Consider the following 18,427-nt stretch of genomic DNA (forward strand, 5'->3'; position numbering starts at 1 on the left):
CCCCGGGTGGGGCCTGAGGGGGCGCGCGGCCGGCCGGGCGGGCAACCTGGTGTTGTTGCTGCCCCGAACGGGCCGCGGCGAGCCGGGCTGAGCCGGCCGGCTCAGCGGCGGGCCCGCACGTACGGGGCCAACGGCGGTTCCTCGTCGACCTCGGGTGCGTTCCCCTCGCCGTCGACCGCGTACCCGACGAAGGCGGCGTGGTCGGCGGCGAAGGTCGCCGGGTCCACCCCCGGCTGGAGCACGTGGGCGCACGTGGTCAGCGGGATCCGGCCGCGCACGGCCGGCCCGTCGTGGGTGAGGGCGTCGACCACGATCGCGTAGCCGACCGGGTCGTAGCTGCCGATGGCGAAGTGGTCGGCCGCATTGGCCGGGCACACCTCCTGGGTGGCGATGTTGGCGATCCGGCCGGCGCCGGTACGCAGCGCCGAACTGGCCACCGGCGGGGTGTTCGGGACGACGATCTCGTCGGCGGCGGTGTAGGCGACCGTGTAGTCGACGCCGGCGAAGGTCTCCGCCCCGCTGTTGAGCGCCCGGAGGAACTCCGACTGCGACGCCTGCTGGTGGTTGGCCGGCGTGCACGGGCCGGTGCCGCAGGAGGCGTCGGCGAGCACGGTGCCGTGGTTGGACGGGGAGAGCCCCACCAGGTCGTCGACGAGCTCCCGGGTGTCGGGCCAGAAGCGCAGGGCCCAGCGCGGCACCATCCCGCCCTGGCTCCAGCCGACGACGTCGACGTCGCGGCCGGCCTGCTGGCTCATCGTGCGGATGGCGTGCACCAGGTGCTCGCCGGCCACCTGGACGTCGCCGGTGGCGTCGAAGGGCAGGGTCACCGCGCACCAGCGCCACCCGCGCTGGTCGAAGGCCCGCATGTAGTTCCAGTGGAAGCCGACGTACGGGTCCATCGTCGTGCCGGGCACGAGCAGGATCGGGTCCTGCCCCAGCCCGCGCAGCGGCCCGTTGCAGGTGAGGCTCTCCCGCAGGTCGGCCTTCGGCACCGAGAGTGCCGGCCCGCGCTGGTCGAGCGGGGCGAACTCCCCCGTCGTCGGCGCCGGGGCGGCCGTGGCGGTGCCGGCGGCCAGCACCACGGTGGCCAGCGCAGCGGTCAGTGCGGTCAGCAGCCGGAACCTCTGCACCGGGCATCTCCTCGGGCCGGGGCGCGCCCGCGCGCGCTCGCTCGACGGGCACAACGAGCGAACGCCCCGAGGGTTGTGCTCGCCGCCACGGAAAGCTGCCTCAGCCGGCGGAGAGGTCCAGCCGCCCACCGCGGGCGCGCACCCACCGGAGGAACTCGTCGGCCGGCATCGGCCGGGCGAGGTGGAAGCCCTGGGCGTACCAGCAACCCAGGTCGACGACGCGCCGCAGCTGGGCGGCCGACTCCACCCCCTCGGCCAGGCTGCGCATGCCGCACCCCCTCGCCAGCCCGACCACCGCGGCGATCGCGGCGGTGGCGTGGCGACCGGACCCGGTGACCAGGCTGCGGTCGATCTTGAGCACGCCGGCCGGGATGGCGACGAGCTGGCCCAGCGAGGAGTACCCGCTGCCGAAGTCGTCGATCGAGGACTCGACCCCCAGCTCGCGCAGGCGACGGAACTGCTGCGCCGCCCGCGCCGGGTCCTCCGCGGCGCTGGTCTCGGTCAGCTCCACCACGAGCTGGCCGGGGTCCAGGGCGGCGCCCTGCAGCGCGGTGAGGATGTCGTCGACGAGCGTGCCCGACGCCAGGTGCACGGCGCTGACGTTGACAGCGGTGACGACGGGGACGCCGTCGTCGCGCCACGCCGCCGTCTGCCGGCAGGCCTCGCCGAGCACCCAGCGGGTCAGCGGGACGACGAGGTCGTGCTGCTCGGCCACCGGCACGAACTCGCAGGGGCCGATCAGGCCCCGTTCGGGGTGCTGCCAGCGGACCAGCGCCTCGACGCCCGTGACGCGGCCCGTCGCCACCTCGACGACCGGCTGGTAGTGCAGCGAGAGCCCCCCGTCCGCGATCGCGTCCCGCAGCTCCGAGGCGAGCTCGACCTTGCGCTGCACGCTGTCGCGCAGCTCGGGGCTGAACACCCGCACCCGGTTGCGCCCGGCGGCCTTGGCCGCGTACATCGCCAGGTCGGCGTCCCGGACCAGGTCGGTCGAGCGCACCTCGGCCGGCGAGCCGGCCGGGACCGCGGTGATGCCGATGCTCGCGCTCAACCGGTGCGTGCGGCCGCCGAGCTCGAAGGGCTGCTCGAAGGTGGCCTGGCAGCGCTGTGCCAGGAGCTCGGCGCCGTCGGCCTCGCAGTCGCGCGAGAGGACGACGAACTCGTCGCCGCCGAGCCGGCCCACGGTGTCCTGCGCGCGGGTGACGGCGAGCAGCCGCCCCGCCAGCTGGCGCAGCAGCTCGTCGCCCACCTCGTGGCCGAGGGAGTCGTTGACGTCCTTGAAGCCGTCGACGTCGAGGAACAGCACGGCGACGGCGGGGCGTCCGGGGCGGCGCAGCTCGGTGTCGATGAGCTCGTGCAGGTGCGCGCGGTTGGGCAGCTCGGTGAGCGAGTCGTGGCGGGCCTGCCAGGCGGACGCCTTCTCGGCCAGCACGCGGGCGGTGATGTCGACGTGCGTGACGACGACGTGGCCCACCTGGTCGATGCGGGAGGCCTGCACGTGGAACCAGCTCGTACCCGTGCCCGGGGGGCCGGGCAGGGATCGGTCGACCGACACCTCCGAGCGTGCGCCGTCCGCCAGCTCCCGCAGCTCCCGCACCAGCCGGCGGGCGTCGTCGTCGTCCCGCAGCGTCAGGGCGAGCGCGTGGTAGTCCGCGCCCGGGAGGATCGGCGCCTGCCGCTCCACGCCCGCCGTGGTCCACGCGGAGTTGGCCAGCACGACGCGGCCGTCGGGGTCCAGCAGCACGGTCGGCGACGCCAGGGCGTCGAGCACCGCCTCCAGGAGGGCGGCGTCCCGGCCAGGGGTCCCCGTGCTGCGGCGCACGTCGACGGGAAGTTCGCGCTCGCCAGGTGTCGTCGTCACATCCCCTCCGCCGGGTTCCGTGGCACCGTTCGTCGTCCCACCCTGCATCGGCAGGACGGGCGCGCGGCAGGAGCCGGTCGCGCCCGGGTACCCGGGAAAGGGCAGCCGGGAACCGGCCGGTCAGGGGCGCCGCGTCTCCTCGTCTATCCACCGCAGGTAGTCGGGGTTGCCGCCGACGAGCGGGAGGGCGATGACGCACGGCACCTCGTACGGGTGCAGCTCCCGGGTGCGCGCCACGATCCGGGGCACCAGGTCCCGGCGGGTGTGCAGGGCCACCCGCGCCTCGGGCTCGTCGTGCACCTCCCCCCGCCAGCGGTACACCGACCGGATCGGCGCGACGTGCTGCCCGCAGGCGGCCAGGCGCTCCTCGACCAGCGTGCGGGTGCAGCCGGCGAGCCAGTCGGCGTCCGCGGCGGTGACGACGACCTCGCAGAACTCCTCGTCCATGCCCGGATCCTGCCTCCGGGACGAGGCCCTGCGTGGATCGGGGGGCCACGGGGGTAGGGGCACCGGCATGAGCGACGAGATGACGATCCAGCTGGACGGCGACGACTACGTGGTGAGCCCGGAGGGCGGCGGCCTGCGGGTCGGGCGCCGCGTCGGGAGCGACGTGAGCTGGCTCGAGACGGTGGACGGGAGCCTGCTGGACGACCAGGCCCGCGCCGCCCTCTCGAACGGCGACACGTCCGACGAGTCGCTGCTGCGTGCGGTGCGGGGCGTGGTGCAGGCCGAGGTCGAGCGCGGCGGCTGACCCGGGCGGGCGTCCCCGCCCCCGCTCGGTCCCCCGGCGCCCGCCCCGACCCAGGCCGTCACCGTTCTCCCGGTGCCCCCCGAAGCTCTCCCGGTGCCCCCCGAAGCGCTCCGCGAGGTCCCTGAGCCACTGCTCGACCTCCGCGCGCAGATCGCGCGCCGGCGGCGGGACCGCGACGACGGGACCTCCGGGAGGACGACGGGCGGCGGGGACGGGCGCAGGCGCCGGGACGGGTGCGGGCGCCGGAGCGGTGCGCAGGCGCCGGAACGGCCCCGGGGGCGCCGCGGCTTCCTGGGGAGCGGGCGGCTGCTCGGGCGGTAGGAGGGGCGCCTCGTGCCGCGGCGGCATGCGCACGCGCCCGCCACCACGCGGCGCCTCACGACGGATACCTGCACGCCGGTTGCAGCCGCGTCCCCAGCTGGTCCACCTCGACGACGGGGCCCGCCCGCGCGTCGTCGTCCCGGGGCGCGTCGACCACCGCCCGCAGCGCGGCGACCAGGTCGTCCACGGCCGCCCTCAGCTCCTGATCCTCGCCGGCGGACAGGCCGGCCGTCAGGGCCCGCAGCTCGCCACGCCCCTCGGTCAGCGCGCTCCGGGCCTGCGGCCCGCCGGTGCCCACGGCGGATGGTGACGACGCAGGACAGCACGCGTCGCCCGTCCGGGCGAACCGGTCCGTGGCCGTGCGCCTGACCTGCGACGCCTGCCCGCCCTCGGACCGACGGCCGACGCGCCGCGGGCGGGCACCTTCCAGCGGCGGCGGACCGACGCAACCGGCTCGTCCGTTCCTGCGAGCGGAACAATGGTCGTGACAGCCGCGTAAAATCATCGCGGCCCGCCCGATACTCCGGCGTAGCCATTGCCTTTCGGCGGCCGACCTCCTTGACTGCCCGCACCACACACGACAATTGTTCCGATCAGCGGAACAATTGTCGTCGGCATTCCGGGAGGCTCGCATGACGATGATTCCCCGCACCGGCGACCGAGGACGGCTGGGTGCCGTGCTGCTCACCCTCGTCGCACTGCTGGCGCTCGCCGTACCGGCGTCGGCCGCACCACCGGGGGCACCGGCTCCCGAGGCGTCCGGGGCCGAGCGGTGCGCCGCCCTGATCGGCAGCACCGTCCGCGTGGAGGGCGACCGCGCCGTCATCGACACGGCCGGCGTCGTCCCCGCCACCGCCGGCGAGCCGGAGCACTGCGACGTCACCGGCCGGATCGGCGACATCGGCTTCCAGATGCAGTTCCCCACCACCGGGTGGAACCAGAAGTACTTCCAGACCGGCTGCGGCGGCTTCTGCGGCTACATCCCCATCGACTCCTGCGGCCAGGCGCTGTCCCGCGGGTACGCCGTCGCTGCGGAGGACAGCGGCCACCAGGGCCAGGACGACGGGTCGTGGGCGTACGACGACCGCAGGGCCGAGATCGACTGGGGCTACCGCTCGCCGCACGTGGTCTCGGTGGCGGCCAAGCAGTACATCCAGCAGTTCTACGGCCAGGCGCCCACGTACTCGTACTTCCAGGGCTGCTCCACCGGCGGGCGGCAGGCGTTGTCGGAGGCGCAGCGCTACCCCGAGGACTTCGACGGCATCGTGGCCGGTGCCCCGGCGCTCTACCAGAACTACCTGGCGCCGCTGTCCCAGGGACACCTGGAGACGGTCAACCGCAACCCCGACGGCACGGTCATCCTGCCCGGCACCAAGGCCCCGGTGGTCGCCGCCGCGGCGCTGGACCGGTGCGACGCCCTGGACGGCGCCGTCGACGGTGTGATCGCCGATCCCGAGGGCTGCGACTTCGACCCGGGGTCGCTCCAGTGCCCGGGTGACGTCGACCAGCCGACCTGCCTGACGTCGGCGCAGGTCGACGTCGTCCGCGCCTTCTACGCCCCGCCGGTCGACGACCGGGGCCGCCAGCTCTACCCGGGCGGGCTCGTGGTCGGCTCCGAGGCGGGTTGGCCGGGCTGGTCGATCGGCACCGACACCGCCCTCTCCGGTGGCGGCAACTACGCCCAGCAGGTGCTGCAGTACCTGGCCTTCCCGCGCGACCCGGGCCCGGACTACTCGCTGTTCGACTTCGACCCCACGCGGGACGCCGCCAAGCTGCGGTCGATGGCGAAGATCTACAACGCCGACGAGGTGCGGATGCACCGCTTCGAGCGCGCCGGCGGCAAGCTGCTCGTGTGGCACGGCTGGGCGGACCCGCTGATCACCCCCGAGGGCACGATCGACTACGTGCGGAAGGCGGTCGCGGCCAACGGCGGGCGGGCGGCCACCGAGGACTGGATGCGGCTGTTCCTGCTGCCCGGCGTGTACCACTGCTCCGGCGGCCCGGGTGAGGACACCGTGGACTGGCTCACCGCCATCGAGCGGTGGGTCGAGCACGGCGAGGCTCCCGACCAGGTGACCGCGAGCAAGCTGGCCGGCGGCGAGGTGGTGAGCACCCGCGTGGTGCCGGAGTACGTCATCGGCTGACGGAGGACGACGACCGCCGCACGGCATGCTCCCGGGGCCGTGCGGCGGTTCTCCCCCGTCCCCTGGCCCGGACCTCCGGTCAGCGGGGCCGGCTCACCTCGTGTAGCCGTCGCCCCCCGCGAGCAGGGTCAGCACCACCATGGCGGTGAACACCAGCACCACCGCGGCGATCACGCCGAGGCCGAGCAGCCAGGCGTGGTCCTCCGCCGCCTGCCGTTCCGGGGGCCGTTCGTCGGCCGGCCGCTGCTGGGCGGCGGGCGGCGGGACGAGGCCGGGGTGGTGTGCGTGGACGCTCATGACCGCTCCCTGTGCAGGACGGACGGGCGCCGGCCGGCGCGCCGCCGGGCCCTCTCCGGACCCGGTCCCACGCTGCTCCCGGGAGGCGTCCGGCACGAGGGTCGAGAGTCCCCGTCCGCCGGGTCGGAGGGCCCGAGCGCCCCGGGCGGCCGCCCCTCGGGCCGTCAGCCCGCCGGAGGGCAGTCCCGCAGCCCCTCGGCCGCGAACTCGGGCACCGGCCGCTCCGGGGCCTCCTCGAGGGTCTCCACCTCGCCGTTCTCCCGGATGTCCTCGATCAGCCACTCCATCTCGGCGATCTCCTTTTTCTGGGCGACGATGATGTCGACGGCGAGCTGGCAGACGCGGACGTCGTGGATGTCCGCGCGCTCGGAGCGCGCGATGGCCAGCGAGTGGTGCGGGGTCATCGCGCCCATCCAAGTGCGGTCGTCCACGGTGACCTGGCTGCGACGCAGCGGCTGGGCCCCGCAGGCTCTCGCGCGGGCAGCCCGACGACGCTTGCCCGGACGAGCTGTGTCGGTCACAGTTCCGGCCATGGCCTCGCCCGCGTCGGGACGGCGTGGCGCCCACAGCGGACGCCGCGACGGCGGTGCGCGACGACGGCGTCGCAACGCGCTCGTGACCGTGGCAGGCGTCTGCGGCACCGCTGTGGCCGGCGCCGTCGCGACCGCGATCATCACTCCCGATTTCGTCCGGGACCTGCTGGGCACATCCACGGGCCAGACCGTCGACTACCACCGCGTGGAGGACGGCAGCGGTGCGCTGGCCTTCGAGGTGCCCACGTCCTGGTCCGCCCTGAACAGCACGCTGGACGGCGTGGACGGCGCACCGCTCGGCCCGGGGCTGACGGCGGGCCCGGACCCTTCCCTCCCCGCGAACACCTCGCGGCCGCGCGCCTTCCTCGGTGCCCACCGGGTCGTGCCCGACGACCAGGGCTCGGAGGTACCAGCGCGCGACGACCTCGAGGCCGACCTGGTGCAGCAGCTGCGGTCGAGGGACTGGGGCCTGGAGCAGTGCGTCTTCGACCGCGAGGAGGAGCTGCAGCGGGACGACGGTGTCGACGTCGTCTACCGGGTGTGGACCGACTGCGGGCAGGGAGGTCAGACCGTCTACGACGGCTTCGCGACACCGCCCCAGGCCACGTACGTCGCGTTCGTGCAGGTCCAGTTGTCCGAGGGCGTCGAGGACGAGGTGGCCGCGCACGTCCTCGAGACATTCCGGGTGCTGCCCGAGAGGCTCGACGCCCCCGGGTGACTCGAGCGGCGGCACCAGCCGCTCGTCGCCAGGACCGGGGACCCGGCAGAGGGCGGCAGGCCTCCTGGGAGGCACCGGGTTCCTCGCTCCGGTCACCCCGTACGGAGGCGTCGTGCGCAAGGGGTACCGCCGCGCGGCGGGGGTGGGCCACGTGGCAGCCGGTCGGTCCCGAGCGCCATGCGCGTGGGTCCCAGGCCCCGTACTTTCTGCGCCTCGGCCCGGACGGTCCCGGCACGCGGCCGCCGCCCCTCCTGCGGCGTCCCTTCCCGATACCTCACCCGGGCGGCCGGGAGGGGTGGCCATGTCGTCGTCGGGGAGCCGGTCGCGGGTCGAGCGGGACGCGGCCACCGATCGCCCGCCCGCCCGACGGGTCGGCCGGTACCGCTGGGCCTGGCAGCTGAGCTGGCTGCTGCCGCTGATCGGCATCGCACTGGTCGCGCTCTGGGCGTACGGGGCGGCGACCTCGTGGGCGGCGCGGTCCAGCGTCCTCGCCGGGCTGCTGCTCCTGGCCGCCGCGGCGATGGCGGTCGGCGGGATGCTCGGCTTCCTGTTCGGCGTGCCCAAGGTGCTGACCGAGAGCGGTGCCGCAGAGGCGCCAGGGGCCCCGGGGCGGGTCACGAACACCGTGCGCGGCGGGGTCTCGGCCAACACCAACCTGGAGCAGATCAGTGACTGGCTGACGAAGATCCTCGTGGGCATCGGACTGGTGCAGATCGCCGAGGCCCCGGGAGCCTTCGGCCGGCTCGTCGATGCCATCGCAGGCGCGTTCGGGCTGAGCGACGCCGAGCACGTGATCGGCAGCATCCTGCTGTTCTTCGCCGTCGTCGGCTTCCTCGACGCCTACCTCCTCACCCGTCTCTCCCTCACCGGCGCGTTCTCCGAGGCCCAGCACGGCCACGCACCCGTCGTCGACCAGCAGGAGGAACCGTCATGAGCACCGACACAGCCCCGCCCGGCAGCGACGCCGCTATCGGGCTACTGGTCTACGTTCCCGGGCTCGCCACGGCGAGCCGGTCGGCGGAACTCCTCCGGCAGGTGGGCGCGGACCTCGGACCCGGGTGGCAGGTGCGTGTCTGGCCGCACGGGCTGACGCCGCTGGGCTCCCAGCGGATGGAGGACGCCGCGCACCGGCTCGCCGTGCAGGTGCGCACCTGGGCCGGCGACAACGGTGCCGGTCGCCCGGTGGACCGGATCCTGCTGGTCGGCCACAGCCTCGGCGGTCTGCTGGTCCGGCACGCGTTCCTGCTGGACGCCGGGCTCGCCGGCGCTGGATCGGCCGCCCACCCCTGGACGTCGAAGGTGGCGCGCATGGTGCTCCTGGCCGCGCCGAACGCCGGCTTCCGGACCAGTCGGCTGCCGCTGGTGATGCGGGGGCCGTACGCGCTGGCCGCCGCGGTCGGCCGGCTGACCGCCGAGGACCTGCAGTGGGGATCGCCCTACCTCACGGAGCTGCGGCTGCGCTGGGTGAACGCCTTCCGCACCCCGGCACCGCCGGCGGTGCTCGTCGTGCAGGTGCTCGGCGACCGGGACGACCTCGTCACCCGGGAGGACAGCCTCGACATCGAGTACATGGCCGGTGCGATGCGGATCGACGTCCCGGGTGCCGACCACAGCAGCCTGGTGGACGTCACGGACGACCCCGAGCGGTACGGCATCCTGCGCCACGCGCTGCTCGGCGAGCTCGACACCGAGCTACTGCGCGCCGAGGACACGTCGGACGCTCCCGTGTACGTCGTGCTCCACGGGATCCGGACCAGCAGGTACGCGACCTGGGTCGGCGAGCTGACCAGCCGGCTCTCCCGGCCGGTGGCAGAGCCGGGCAGCCGCCCTCCGGTCGTGTGGGCACCCAGCTACGGCTACTTCAGCGCGATCGACTTCGCGCTGCCCTTCACCCGGTCGCGCAACCTGCGCCGCTTCCTCGAGTGGTACGGCCAGGTGCACGTCGTCCACCACGGCAGCCCCCGGCACTTCACCGGGCACAGCAACGGCACCTACCTGCTCGGTCGCGCCCTCGTAGCGGTCCCCGCGCTGTACTTCGACCGCATCTACCTCGCAGGTTCGGTGCTGCCGCGGGAGTACCCGTGGACGGAGGTCGTCGGGCGCGGCCAGGTGACAGACCTCGTCCTCAACGATCGCGCGACCCACGACATGCCGGTCGGCTGGCTGTGCGCCGCCCTGCGCGGATTGGGCATGCGCGACGTCGGGACGGCGGGGGTCGACGGGTTCGACGACCGCCCGGCGCGCGTGGTCGAGCAGCCGGGCGCCTACCGGGGCAACCACGGTGCCGCGCTCCAGCCCGACGTCCTCCCGCACGTGTCCGACTTCCTGGTCGACGGTCGCCGCGGACCGGACCCCGGTGGCGTGTCGCCGTACTGGTTCGGCCTGGTCGGCCGGCTGGCCGGGCTGCTGTCCGCTCCCATGGCGGTGGGCGGCGCCGTCCTGCTGGCCCGCTGGGCGCGTCCGTGGGGCGGGCGGTCGCGGGTCGCGGCCGCGTCCGTCGGCGTCGCGGTCGCCTGGGCGATCGGCCGTGCCGTCTGATCCCGACTCTCCCCGAGAGGCCGCTCTCCGCCCGCGCTCGGGAGGACCTGCGGATAGCGTCCGCTCTGTGACCGACCAGAACGCCGCAGCCGGCCCCGCGATCTCCGACGACCCGGCCGGCCGGATCGCGTCCGGCTTCACCACCACCGGGCCGGCGGTGGAGCTCGGCTCGGTCGTGCACGGAGGTGCACCGCACCCGGGAGCGGCCGTGCGGGTACCGCTGGCGATGCTCAACCGGCACGGCCTCATCGCGGGTGCGACCGGTACGGGGAAGACCAAGACGCTGCAGGTGATCGCCGAGCAGCTCTCCGCGGCCGGGGTGCCGGTGGTGCTCGCCGACGTCAAGGGCGACCTCAGCGGTCTGGCGCAGGCGGGCGCCGCCGGCGACCGGATCACCCAACGCGCGGCGCACACCGGCGACGACTGGCAGCCCACGGCGTACCCGGTGGAGTTCCTCGCCCTCGGCGGGCTCGGCACGGGCGTGCCGGTGCGCTGCACCCTCACCGACTTCGGTCCCCTGCTGCTGTCGAAGGTCCTCGACCTGAACCCGACCCAGGAGAGCTCGCTCGGGCTGATCTACCACTACGCCGACACCGCCGGGCTCCCGCTGCTCGACCTCCAGGACCTGCGCGCGGTCGTCCAGTGGCTGCTGTCGGACGAGGGCAAGTCGGAGCTGAAGGATCTCGGCGGGCTCTCCCCGGCCACGGCCGGGGTCATCCTGCGCAAGCTGATCGCCCTGGCCGAGCTCGGCGGTGACGTCTTCTTCGGCGAGCCCGAGTTCGAGCCCACCGATCTCATGCGCACCACCGACGACGGCCGCGGCGTCATCACCGCGGTCGAGCTGGCCGCCGTCCAGGACCGGCCGGCGCTGTTCTCCACCTTCCTCATGTGGCTGCTCGCCGAGCTCTTCGAGGAGCTGCCCGAGGTCGGCGACCTCGACAAGCCGAAGCTCGTCTTCTTCTTCGACGAGGCGCACCTGCTGTTCAGCAACGCGAGCAAGGCGTTCCTGGAGTCGGTGACCCAGACCGTGCGGCTGATCCGTTCCAAGGGCGTCGGCATCTTCTTCGTCACGCAGAACCCGACCGACGTGCCCAGCGCCGTCCTCGGGCAGCTCGGGAACCGGTTGCAGCACGCGCTGCGGACCTTCACCCCCGAGGACGCGACCGCGCTGCGGAAGACGGTCTCCACCTTCCCCAGGACCAAGGACTACGACCTCGAGGAACTGCTCACCGGCCTGGGCATCGGGGAGGCGGCGGTGACCGTGCTGTCCGACCGGGGCACGCCCACGCCGGTCGCCTGGACGATGCTCCGGGCGCCGCGCTCGCTCATGGCACCCATCGAGCCGGCCGCGATGGCCCGGTCGGTGGCGGCATCGCCGTTGCAGCGCAAGTACGGGCAGCCGGTGGACCGCGACTCCGCTTACGAACGGCTGGCAGCCCGGGTGTCTCCCCCTCAGCCCAGCGGGCTCCCGAAGAGCTCCGAGCCACCGACGCCTCGTCGGCGCCCCGATCCGCAGCCCCAGCCGGAGGAGGGCGGTCTGAGCCGGGTGCTCGAGTCCCCGGTCTTCCGCTCCTTCGCCCGGTCGGCGGCCTCCGCGCTCGGCCGGGAGCTCACCCGCGGGCTCTTCGGGACACGGCGGCGCCGCCGCTGACGTTCCCCGCGGCGACCGGTCGGTCAGCGGTCGACGTAGCGGTCGCGCTCGACGACGAACTGGCCGGTGGCGGTGTTGGCGTCCACGAACTCCGGCAGCAAGGGGACGCGCACGGTGACGGTCACGCAGACGGAGAACTCCTCCCCCGGCGCCAGCGCCGGCGAGTAGCCCCCCGCGGCGTCGCAGCCCGCCCCCGCCGGTGCGTAGGGAGGAGACACCCGGCGAGCTGCCTACTCGCCGACGAGGGCGTCTAGGTCTCCGGAACCTCGGCCCGACGCCACCCGCTCGCGGGCCTCGGCAGGGAGCTGCTCGTGGAGACGCCGCCCGGCGACCTCGCCGGCTTCGACAGGATGCCGGGCCAAGCGATGAGCATCGAGGCCGATGACGTCGACGGCGCTGCTGTCGTAGCCCATGGCCGGACGGTAGGAGCCGCCGGTCACCGCATGCACCGGGGGACGGTCGCGGTGGGGGCAGCCCTGCGGCATCAGTCCGCGGGGAGGCCCAGCTCGGGCAGCCCCCAGGTGATGAAGAAGGCGAGGAAGGGATCCACGACGCTCAGTCGCTCGGGGTCCGTCGAGAAGTCCAGGGCGACGTCCCCGTCACCCCGCTTCTCGAAGGCGATCTTGGCCATCTGACCGCAGGTCCGGCGGATGCGCTGCATCTGCGGCCGCGTCTCCATGAACTCGTTGAGGGCCTCGCTCAGCTCCGCCGTGGTCAGGCTGCGCTTGGGAGACCGTCGGCGAAGCGCGATCAGTACGGCCGAGTAGAGGTCCAGGCTGTCGCCCTTCGCGGTCGGCAGCTGCTGACGCTTGCGCCGCTCCACCGGCCCCAACTTGAGGTGCTCGATGACCGCCGGTTGCTGACGCTTGGCGATCTTGCCGAAGAAGGTGTCCCAGTGGGGTGGCTCCAAGTCGAGGCCGTTCCCCTCCCGGGTCTCGGTGACCCCGTTCTCCCGGCAGACCTCGGCGCACAGCTCCTGCATGATCGACGGGCTGCCGTAGCTCTCCGTCACCAGCTTCCCTGCGAGCGCTCCCTGGTTGCCTCGGTCGTGGACGTTGAGCGCCTCGAACCCCTTGGTGGCGATGCGGAGTAGCTCTATCGCTTCCCAGTCCTTGACGGCGAGGGGCATCACGCGCCCGGCCAGCTCACCCTCGGCTTGCAGCAGATCCATCACGCGGGCCGGGATGGCGACCAGGATGACCCTGGCCCCGCCGTACACGAGGTCCTTGATCTCACGAGCGAGGCTGCGTCGGACGTCGTCCGGCGCGTAGTGGAAGTCATCGATGACCAGGGTCACGCCGAGGTCGACCAATACGTCTCGGACCGACTCACTGAGAACGGTGATCGACACTGTCGTTGTCGCTCCCCGGTGCTGGAACCGCGAGTTGACCTGGGCCGCCAGCTCGGCGGGGATGAGGCCGCCGCCCGTCTTCGCGGACGCCTGAGCCCCGAACTCCACCGTGGACTCGCCGACCGTCTCGACGCTGGTGGGCACCGACAATCGGTGGGCGACGATCTCCCAGAAGGCCCTCATGCTCTCCAGCGATGCGCCGGTGATCCGGACGTACGGTGTCCCCGTCTCGCGCAGCACACGGTTGACCAGCGTGGACTTCCCCGACTTGCTCGGGCCGGAGACGGCCAGGACCTTGCGGCCCACCTTGAGGTACCGCTCGACCTCGCCCTCCAGTCCCCGCTCCGACCGGGCCACGTAGGTGACCTCCGGTTCGCCGCCGGTCACGAAGACGTCGTCTAGGTCGTAGCGCTGCACGGCTGGAGGGTACGGGGGCACGACGACGCATCCTGTCCACTACCGTCGTTGCTGCACCCCGGGAAGGCCGGAGTTGAGCGCGATCAGCAGGTCGTAGTTTGAGTAGTACGATTACGGAGTGGCTACGTCTTGTAATCCACTCCGCGCTGCGATCTACTGCCGCATCAGCGACGACCGCGAGGGCGAGCGACTTGGCGTTGAGCGCCAGCGCGAGGACTGCATGACCCGCGCTGACCGCGAGGGCTGGCACGTCATCGGCACCTTCACCGACAACGACATCAGCGCGAGCACCCGCAGCAAGAAGGTGCGACCGGACTACCGCCGGATGCTGAAGCTGGTCGGCGAGGGCCAGGTCGACATCGTCCTCAGCTACTCCAACTCACGGTTGACTCGGCGACCGCAGGAGCTTGAGGACCTCATCCAGCTGCACGAGCAGACCGGCGTGCAGTTCTGCACCATCACCTCCGGCGACGACGACCTCTCTACCCCGAGCGGCCGGATGACTGCTCGCATCAAAGCGTCCGTGGCGGCCAACGAATCGGAGGAAAACGGCGTCCGCGTCGCCCGTGCGGCCAAGCAACGCCGGGATCGAGGCCTCTTCCACGGTGGCCGCCCGCCGTACGGCTACGACCGGGACCTGGCCCACCTCGGCAAGCTGGTTGTCAACCCGGAGAGGGCCGAGGTCACCCGGGAGGCCGCTCGCCGCATCCTCAACGGCGAGTCCCTCTACGGCGTCTGGACCGACTTCAACCGCCGGGGCATCAAGACGGGACCGAGCCCCCGAGCACCGGAGGGCACCCGCTGGCAGGCGCAGACCCTCAAGCGCATCCTCACCACGCCGGCCACAATCGGCTGCTTCGAGATGAAGGACGGCACCTTGCGCCAGGTGGCCGACCCGATAATCGATCGACCGACCTGGGACCGCCTCCGCGAGATCCTCTACGACGACCACCGGTTCGCCGCGGCGCGCAAGCCGGACTGGTCCAGCAGACGCAAGTACGCGCTCTCCGGCCTGTTGATCTGCGGGTCATGCGGTCACTGGCTGTCCGGGTCGAACCGGGCACTTAAGCGAGGAGTCAAGGGAGAGACGGTCGCGTCGTTCATCTGCCAGGTGTCGCAGGGTGGCTGCGGCAAGATCCGCGTCGACTACCCGCCGGTCGAGGAGTGGGTGCTCGGCCAGGTGTTTGCGCGACTGGACGTTCCAGGCGTCCAGCTTGCCCTCTCGTCGCACGAAGAACGGGCCGACGACAACGACCTGCGCCAGCGGATCGCGGACGACGAGCGTCTTCTCGAGCGCCTGGATGACGACCACGCGGACGGCACCCTGGACCGGCGTCGCTACCTCCGCCAGGTCGACCGCATCCAACAGCGTCTCGACGGCTTGCGCCGGGAGCTTTCCGAGATCCAGCGCAGCAGCTTCCTCGTGGAGACCGGCGGCCGGTCCCTACAAGAGGTCTGGTCCGAGCACGACGCCACGTGGCAGCGCACCCTCCTCTCCCACGTCATCGAGAAGGTCGTGGTCGAGCCTCATCCGCCAAGGATGGCCACGACACTGACGCGCAAGCGTGGAGAATGCAACGAGGATTTGGAAAAGCGCCGCAAGCAGCACCAGGAGCTCGTTTTGCTTCGGAGGGTGCACGTTCGCTGGAGGTCCTGAGACGCCCACTCAAGGGTTAGCGAGTATACAATTGGAACCGCCCCGCGACGCGGCGTCCCACGGGAGTCCAGGACGTCCGACCGGTCAAGTAGGACCCGTGCTCAGCACGCGAGCCTCACGCGTCTCCGACGCGGAGTAGGACGCTCGGAGCGCCCGCGGCAGGGACTCGCAGATATCTCTCTGCGAGGTGCAGATTCTTGCCTTACAAGTTGCGTGAGAGCGCGCAGCCGGCCTACTACGCCATCAAGGCCCAGCAGCGGTCCATTGGCGGCGTCGCGCAGGCGATCGGCGTTCCTTACATCCACCTGAGAAACACCCTCTACGGCCGAGTGACCCCGTCACCGGTCGTCCGCGAGCGACTCCCCCGTCTTCTCGGTCTGCGCCTAGAGGACCTCTTCGACGCCGGGACCTTGGCGCGCAAGTACCAGCCGAAGTACGGGCCTAAGCGATGAGCGCGATCGACGACCTCTCCCCCGTGGCGAGGCACGCGCTCTGGGTCTCCTGCATGGCGAGCAACGTCCCGGTGTTGATCGAGGACCCGAGCGCCGTCGCCAAGGTCGCGGCACTGCTGCGGTCCGCGCCCACCGCCGGAGACAGCACCGGGCCGACCTCCGCGGCCGACCCGCTACTGCGTCCTACACCCCCACAGGTGTGTCGCCCCCTCCCCCAGGTGGTTGGCGGGGAGGGAACGACATGAACAACAATACGCCCGAATCGCCTCCCCCTCCTCCGCCGACGGCATTTCCCACTGGCTACACACCTCAATTGCGCCCCAGTGAAAAGTTCGGGGATAGAGACATCATTGACATCGAGAAGCACCGCATGCGACTCGATCGAATCGCACGGCGCGAACTAGATGAGGAGGAAGCCGCCGACGGGGTCGAGCCTCGCGTCCGGCGGACCGCCGCCGAGTACGCAGCCCTCCGCCAACCGTCGCCGGTCATGGAGGAAGTCTTGCCGACCGGCCCCGCGCTTCTCGGAGGCCCCGAGGCAGCCGGAAAGTCGCTCCTGGCGCGGGACTGGGGCCTGCACGTCGCCACGGGCACCCCGTGGCGGGGGCACGCGGTCTTGGAGACCCGGCCGGTGCTCTACGTCATGGACGAGGGCATGCACGACTTTGGGGATCGGTGGTCGGCCTCGCCGCTCTGGGAGTCGGCCAAGGACAACACCTATGTGATCACCGAGCCGGTCAACCTTGTGAGTACCGAGGACGTCCGGCGACTCATCGACGAGTACATCGACCTCCGTCCCGGCTTGGTCATCTTCGACACCATCTACGGGATGGGGATGCCCGACGACATGGGCGTCAAGGAGGTCGCCCCGGTCATCAACGCCATGAAGCGGATCTCCGCCGAGTGGAGTGCCTGCACCCTGGCGATCGGGCACTCCGGACACAACAGCAGTGAACGTCGATTCCGCGGCTCGTCCATGTGGCGGCAGCGCACCGACGTCGACTGGCACATGGCGGACTTGCTCCTCACGTGTGAACGGTCGAAGATCGCCGATCGACGGAGGCTCGGTGGTCGGTACGAGTTGGAGTACCCCCGGCTGCGCTTCCTCGACGCACTCGAGGCACTCACCGAGGAAGCCAAGCGCATCGTCGCCATCCAGGAGTACCGGCGCCTGCACCCGGAGCACTCCAAGCATGCGGTCGCCACGGCGTTGGCGCCGCAGCTCGGCGTCCACGCGAAGACCATCACCAGGCTCATCGACAAGCTCGCCGAGGATGTCCACCGGGACGGGGACCAGCGATGAGTCAAATCGGTCGAGTCGAGCAAGTTGGACATCTCGGACTACCCCTAGTAGTTGGACGTGTCCAACTAGACCTGTCCAATCGCTGTCCAACACGAAGCGCCACTTCGCCGCTGGTTGACGCGACCCGATGTCCACCCGTGTCCAGGACGTGTCGAACTGCCATGTCCAACTGGTGTCCACCCACCATCCCCGACTCGGTAGGTCCCATCAGCACGGTGGTGACCGCGACATGAGCACCGAGCCCCTGGCCGAGCTCTCCGCCCTTCTGGGAGTCGAGGTCGCCGACGTCCGGGACCAGCGGACAGCCGTGGCGGACGCCGCGCGTGGTCACCGCTGGACCACTCGACCCGGCTGGTGGCTGCTCGTCCGGCCAGATGGCCGGGTCCACGGCCTCTTACACAGCAGCTGGTTCCGCAACACCGGTGAGCTCAACCGGCGGGCTCTCGGCTACGGCCGAGACCCGGCACTTCCCCCACTGACGTCCGGCGACGGCCGGCGAGCCTTACGGCTAATGCACGATCACATCGAAAGTAAGACACAAATAAGAAAGGTCAACCAATGAATAACAACCGGCAGGCTCAGCGCATCGAGGATGACAAGAATGCGCGGATCGAGATGGTCGCCGCGATGCGCGGCGTCATCAATCTAGGTGCGATGGTCGCGGAGGTCATCGAGGACGCACTCAGGTCCGGACTTCAAGGCCACAAGTACTCGTGCCTCCACCTCGTCGACGTGGCCAACTCCGGTGGGCCTGGCTACCGGGGGATGCTCCCGATCGGGCACCGGCGGCTCTTCGACGATGACCGGATGGCCTTCTTGTGCACCCGGCATCCCGACCGACTGCTCTGCGACAAGCCCGCCGGCCGAGTTGCGGCTAGCTGCGCGCAGCACCACCTCATCACGGAACACCAGGACGAATACCCGGCCGTCTGCTTCACGTGCAAGAAGCCGATCCCGGAGGACGAGGTCACACCTGTGTTCGCGGCCATCAGCTTGAACGCGCCACTCCCCGTGTACCACTGGAACGACCGCAGGTTCGCGTACCGGGGGACGCTGCACACGCTGCCCATCACCTACCTGTGCCGACGGCACGACCGTCAGGTGGACCTCCCGATCCAGTACTCGTGGCCTCGGCGACTCGCGGGCTGACACGGACCTGCGGCACGAAGATGCGCCTGAAGCAACCTCTGGAGTCGTCGTACGCGTGTGCGAATGAAGCCTCGCCGAACCGGGTACCCATCGAAGCGAACCGCCTACAGCGGGTAGGCGGCCACTCCGAAGGGAGCAGCACCATGGCAAGGAGAGG

At 71.8% G+C, this 18,427-nt stretch carries 20 protein-coding genes; 10 read left to right on the top strand and 10 right to left on the bottom strand.

Annotated features, from left to right (window positions below):
• Window positions 1-101: 101 nt before the first annotated feature.
• The 3 genes from ACI79W_RS16925 to cutA all read right to left on the bottom strand — a co-directional run bounded on the left by ACI79W_RS16925 (window position 102) and on the right by cutA (window position 3,435).
• Window positions 102-1,130, bottom strand: coding sequence for a lipase family alpha/beta hydrolase (locus tag ACI79W_RS16925; protein ID WP_456563253.1), 1,029 nt, complete (start codon window positions 1,128-1,130; stop codon window positions 102-104).
• Between the two features lie 100 nt (window positions 1,131-1,230).
• On the bottom strand, window positions 1,231-2,988 hold the full coding sequence (locus ACI79W_RS16930) for a putative bifunctional diguanylate cyclase/phosphodiesterase (protein ID WP_456563254.1): 1,758 nt from the start codon (window positions 2,986-2,988) through the stop codon (window positions 1,231-1,233).
• A 120-nt stretch (window positions 2,989-3,108) separates the two neighbouring features.
• Window positions 3,109-3,435 (bottom strand): divalent-cation tolerance protein CutA, encoded by a 327-nt coding sequence (gene cutA / locus ACI79W_RS16935; protein WP_456563255.1) that lies wholly within the window; start codon window positions 3,433-3,435, stop codon window positions 3,109-3,111.
• 67 nt (window positions 3,436-3,502) lie between these two features.
• On the opposite strand from cutA, the gene ACI79W_RS16940 reads away from it, so the two are divergent.
• Window positions 3,503-3,739, top strand: a complete 237-nt coding sequence (locus tag ACI79W_RS16940; RefSeq protein ID WP_456563256.1) for a hypothetical protein — start codon at window positions 3,503-3,505, stop codon at window positions 3,737-3,739.
• A 376-nt stretch (window positions 3,740-4,115) separates the two neighbouring features.
• On the opposite strand, the gene ACI79W_RS16945 is transcribed toward ACI79W_RS16940, so the two are convergent.
• Window positions 4,116-4,358: a hypothetical protein gene (locus ACI79W_RS16945; protein ID WP_456563257.1), complete on the bottom strand. Its 243-nt coding sequence runs from the start codon at window positions 4,356-4,358 to the stop codon at window positions 4,116-4,118.
• A gap of 334 nt (window positions 4,359-4,692) precedes the next feature.
• Here ACI79W_RS16945 and ACI79W_RS16950 point away from each other — a divergent pair, with 334 nt between their 5' ends.
• The gene (locus tag ACI79W_RS16950; RefSeq protein WP_456563258.1) at window positions 4,693-6,204 is read left to right on the top strand and encodes a tannase/feruloyl esterase family alpha/beta hydrolase; all 1,512 of its coding nucleotides are present in this window, start codon (window positions 4,693-4,695) and stop codon (window positions 6,202-6,204) included.
• Window positions 6,205-6,297: 93 nt separating this feature from the next.
• Here the strand turns inward: ACI79W_RS16950 and ACI79W_RS16955 are convergent, their stop codons facing one another.
• Both ACI79W_RS16955 and ACI79W_RS16960 read right to left on the bottom strand, forming a co-directional pair.
• Window positions 6,298-6,501 carry a hypothetical protein gene (locus tag ACI79W_RS16955; protein ID WP_456563259.1) on the bottom strand — a complete coding sequence of 68 codons (204 nt, stop codon included), beginning with the start codon at window positions 6,499-6,501 and terminating at the stop codon, window positions 6,298-6,300.
• A 164-nt stretch (window positions 6,502-6,665) separates the two neighbouring features.
• Window positions 6,666-7,175: a DUF305 domain-containing protein gene (locus tag ACI79W_RS16960; RefSeq protein WP_456563260.1), complete on the bottom strand. Its 510-nt coding sequence runs from the start codon at window positions 7,173-7,175 to the stop codon at window positions 6,666-6,668.
• Between ACI79W_RS16960 and ACI79W_RS16965 the strand changes: the two genes are divergently transcribed.
• The 4 genes from ACI79W_RS16965 to ACI79W_RS16980 all read left to right on the top strand — a co-directional run bounded on the left by ACI79W_RS16965 (window position 7,117) and on the right by ACI79W_RS16980 (window position 11,941).
• Window positions 7,117-7,752 carry a hypothetical protein gene (locus ACI79W_RS16965; protein ID WP_456563339.1) on the top strand — a complete coding sequence of 212 codons (636 nt, stop codon included), beginning with the start codon at window positions 7,117-7,119 and terminating at the stop codon, window positions 7,750-7,752. The two genes, ACI79W_RS16960 and ACI79W_RS16965, sit on opposite strands and share 59 nt — an antisense overlap.
• 301 nt (window positions 7,753-8,053) lie before the next feature.
• The gene (locus ACI79W_RS16970; RefSeq protein ID WP_456563261.1) at window positions 8,054-8,686 is read left to right on the top strand and encodes a hypothetical protein; all 633 of its coding nucleotides are present in this window, start codon (window positions 8,054-8,056) and stop codon (window positions 8,684-8,686) included.
• Complete coding sequence (locus ACI79W_RS16975) at window positions 8,683-10,290, top strand: esterase/lipase family protein (protein ID WP_456563262.1); 1,608 nt, start codon at window positions 8,683-8,685, stop codon at window positions 10,288-10,290. Before ACI79W_RS16970 ends, ACI79W_RS16975 begins: the two co-directional genes overlap by 4 nt.
• A 67-nt stretch (window positions 10,291-10,357) precedes the next feature.
• A complete protein-coding gene (locus ACI79W_RS16980) occupies window positions 10,358-11,941 on the top strand; it encodes a helicase HerA-like domain-containing protein (RefSeq protein ID WP_456563263.1) in 1,584 nt (527 codons plus the stop codon).
• Between the two features lie 23 nt (window positions 11,942-11,964).
• Here ACI79W_RS16980 and ACI79W_RS16985 read toward each other — a convergent pair whose 3' ends face one another.
• The 3 genes from ACI79W_RS16985 to ACI79W_RS16995 all read right to left on the bottom strand — a co-directional run bounded on the left by ACI79W_RS16985 (window position 11,965) and on the right by ACI79W_RS16995 (window position 13,709).
• Window positions 11,965-12,159 (bottom strand): hypothetical protein, encoded by a 195-nt coding sequence (locus ACI79W_RS16985; protein ID WP_456563264.1) that lies wholly within the window; start codon window positions 12,157-12,159, stop codon window positions 11,965-11,967.
• 12 nt (window positions 12,160-12,171) lie between these two features.
• Window positions 12,172-12,354 carry a hypothetical protein gene (locus ACI79W_RS16990; protein WP_456563265.1) on the bottom strand — a complete coding sequence of 61 codons (183 nt, stop codon included), beginning with the start codon at window positions 12,352-12,354 and terminating at the stop codon, window positions 12,172-12,174.
• A gap of 71 nt (window positions 12,355-12,425) precedes the next feature.
• Window positions 12,426-13,709: an AAA family ATPase gene (locus tag ACI79W_RS16995; protein ID WP_456563266.1), complete on the bottom strand. Its 1,284-nt coding sequence runs from the start codon at window positions 13,707-13,709 to the stop codon at window positions 12,426-12,428.
• Window positions 13,710-13,827: 118 nt separating this feature from the next.
• On the opposite strand from ACI79W_RS16995, the gene ACI79W_RS17000 reads away from it, so the two are divergent.
• Both ACI79W_RS17000 and ACI79W_RS17005 read left to right on the top strand, forming a co-directional pair.
• Complete coding sequence (locus ACI79W_RS17000; RefSeq protein WP_456563267.1) at window positions 13,828-15,366, top strand: recombinase family protein; 1,539 nt, start codon at window positions 13,828-13,830, stop codon at window positions 15,364-15,366.
• Window positions 15,367-15,563: 197 nt separating this feature from the next.
• Complete coding sequence (locus ACI79W_RS17005) at window positions 15,564-15,818, top strand: hypothetical protein (protein WP_456563268.1); 255 nt, start codon at window positions 15,564-15,566, stop codon at window positions 15,816-15,818.
• Here ACI79W_RS17005 and ACI79W_RS17010 read toward each other — a convergent pair.
• Entirely contained in the window at window positions 15,808-15,966 is a 159-nt protein-coding gene (locus tag ACI79W_RS17010) for a hypothetical protein (RefSeq protein WP_456563269.1), read from the bottom strand. The two genes, ACI79W_RS17005 and ACI79W_RS17010, sit on opposite strands and share 11 nt — an antisense overlap.
• Window positions 15,967-16,059: 93 nt before the next feature.
• Here ACI79W_RS17010 and ACI79W_RS17015 point away from each other — a divergent pair, with 93 nt between their 5' ends.
• Both ACI79W_RS17015 and ACI79W_RS17020 read left to right on the top strand, forming a co-directional pair.
• Window positions 16,060-17,121, top strand: coding sequence for an AAA family ATPase (locus tag ACI79W_RS17015; protein WP_456563270.1), 1,062 nt, complete (start codon window positions 16,060-16,062; stop codon window positions 17,119-17,121).
• 558 nt (window positions 17,122-17,679) lie between these two features.
• On the top strand, window positions 17,680-18,270 hold the full coding sequence (locus ACI79W_RS17020) for a hypothetical protein (RefSeq protein WP_456563271.1): 591 nt from the start codon (window positions 17,680-17,682) through the stop codon (window positions 18,268-18,270).
• Window positions 18,271-18,427: the final 157 nt, after the last annotated feature.

Source organism: Blastococcus sp. SYSU DS0533, assembly GCF_054050775.1.

Coding starts and splice junctions, on each gene's coding strand:
- cutA (WP_456563255.1), bottom strand. CDS start 3,435: ATGGACGAGGAGTTCTGCGAGGTCGTCGTCACCGCCGCGGACGCCGAC.
- ACI79W_RS16940 (WP_456563256.1), top strand. CDS start 3,503: ATGAGCGACGAGATGACGATCCAGCTGGACGGCGACGACTACGTGGTG.
- ACI79W_RS16950 (WP_456563258.1), top strand. CDS start 4,693: ATGACGATGATTCCCCGCACCGGCGACCGAGGACGGCTGGGTGCCGTG.
- ACI79W_RS16955 (WP_456563259.1), bottom strand. CDS start 6,501: ATGAGCGTCCACGCACACCACCCCGGCCTCGTCCCGCCGCCCGCCGCC.
- ACI79W_RS16960 (WP_456563260.1), bottom strand. CDS start 7,175: ATGATCGCGGTCGCGACGGCGCCGGCCACAGCGGTGCCGCAGACGCCT.
- ACI79W_RS16970 (WP_456563261.1), top strand. CDS start 8,054: ATGTCGTCGTCGGGGAGCCGGTCGCGGGTCGAGCGGGACGCGGCCACC.
- ACI79W_RS16975 (WP_456563262.1), top strand. CDS start 8,683: ATGAGCACCGACACAGCCCCGCCCGGCAGCGACGCCGCTATCGGGCTA.
- ACI79W_RS16990 (WP_456563265.1), bottom strand. CDS start 12,354: ATGGGCTACGACAGCAGCGCCGTCGACGTCATCGGCCTCGATGCTCAT.
- ACI79W_RS17015 (WP_456563270.1), top strand. CDS start 16,060: ATGAACAACAATACGCCCGAATCGCCTCCCCCTCCTCCGCCGACGGCA.
- ACI79W_RS17020 (WP_456563271.1), top strand. CDS start 17,680: ATGAATAACAACCGGCAGGCTCAGCGCATCGAGGATGACAAGAATGCG.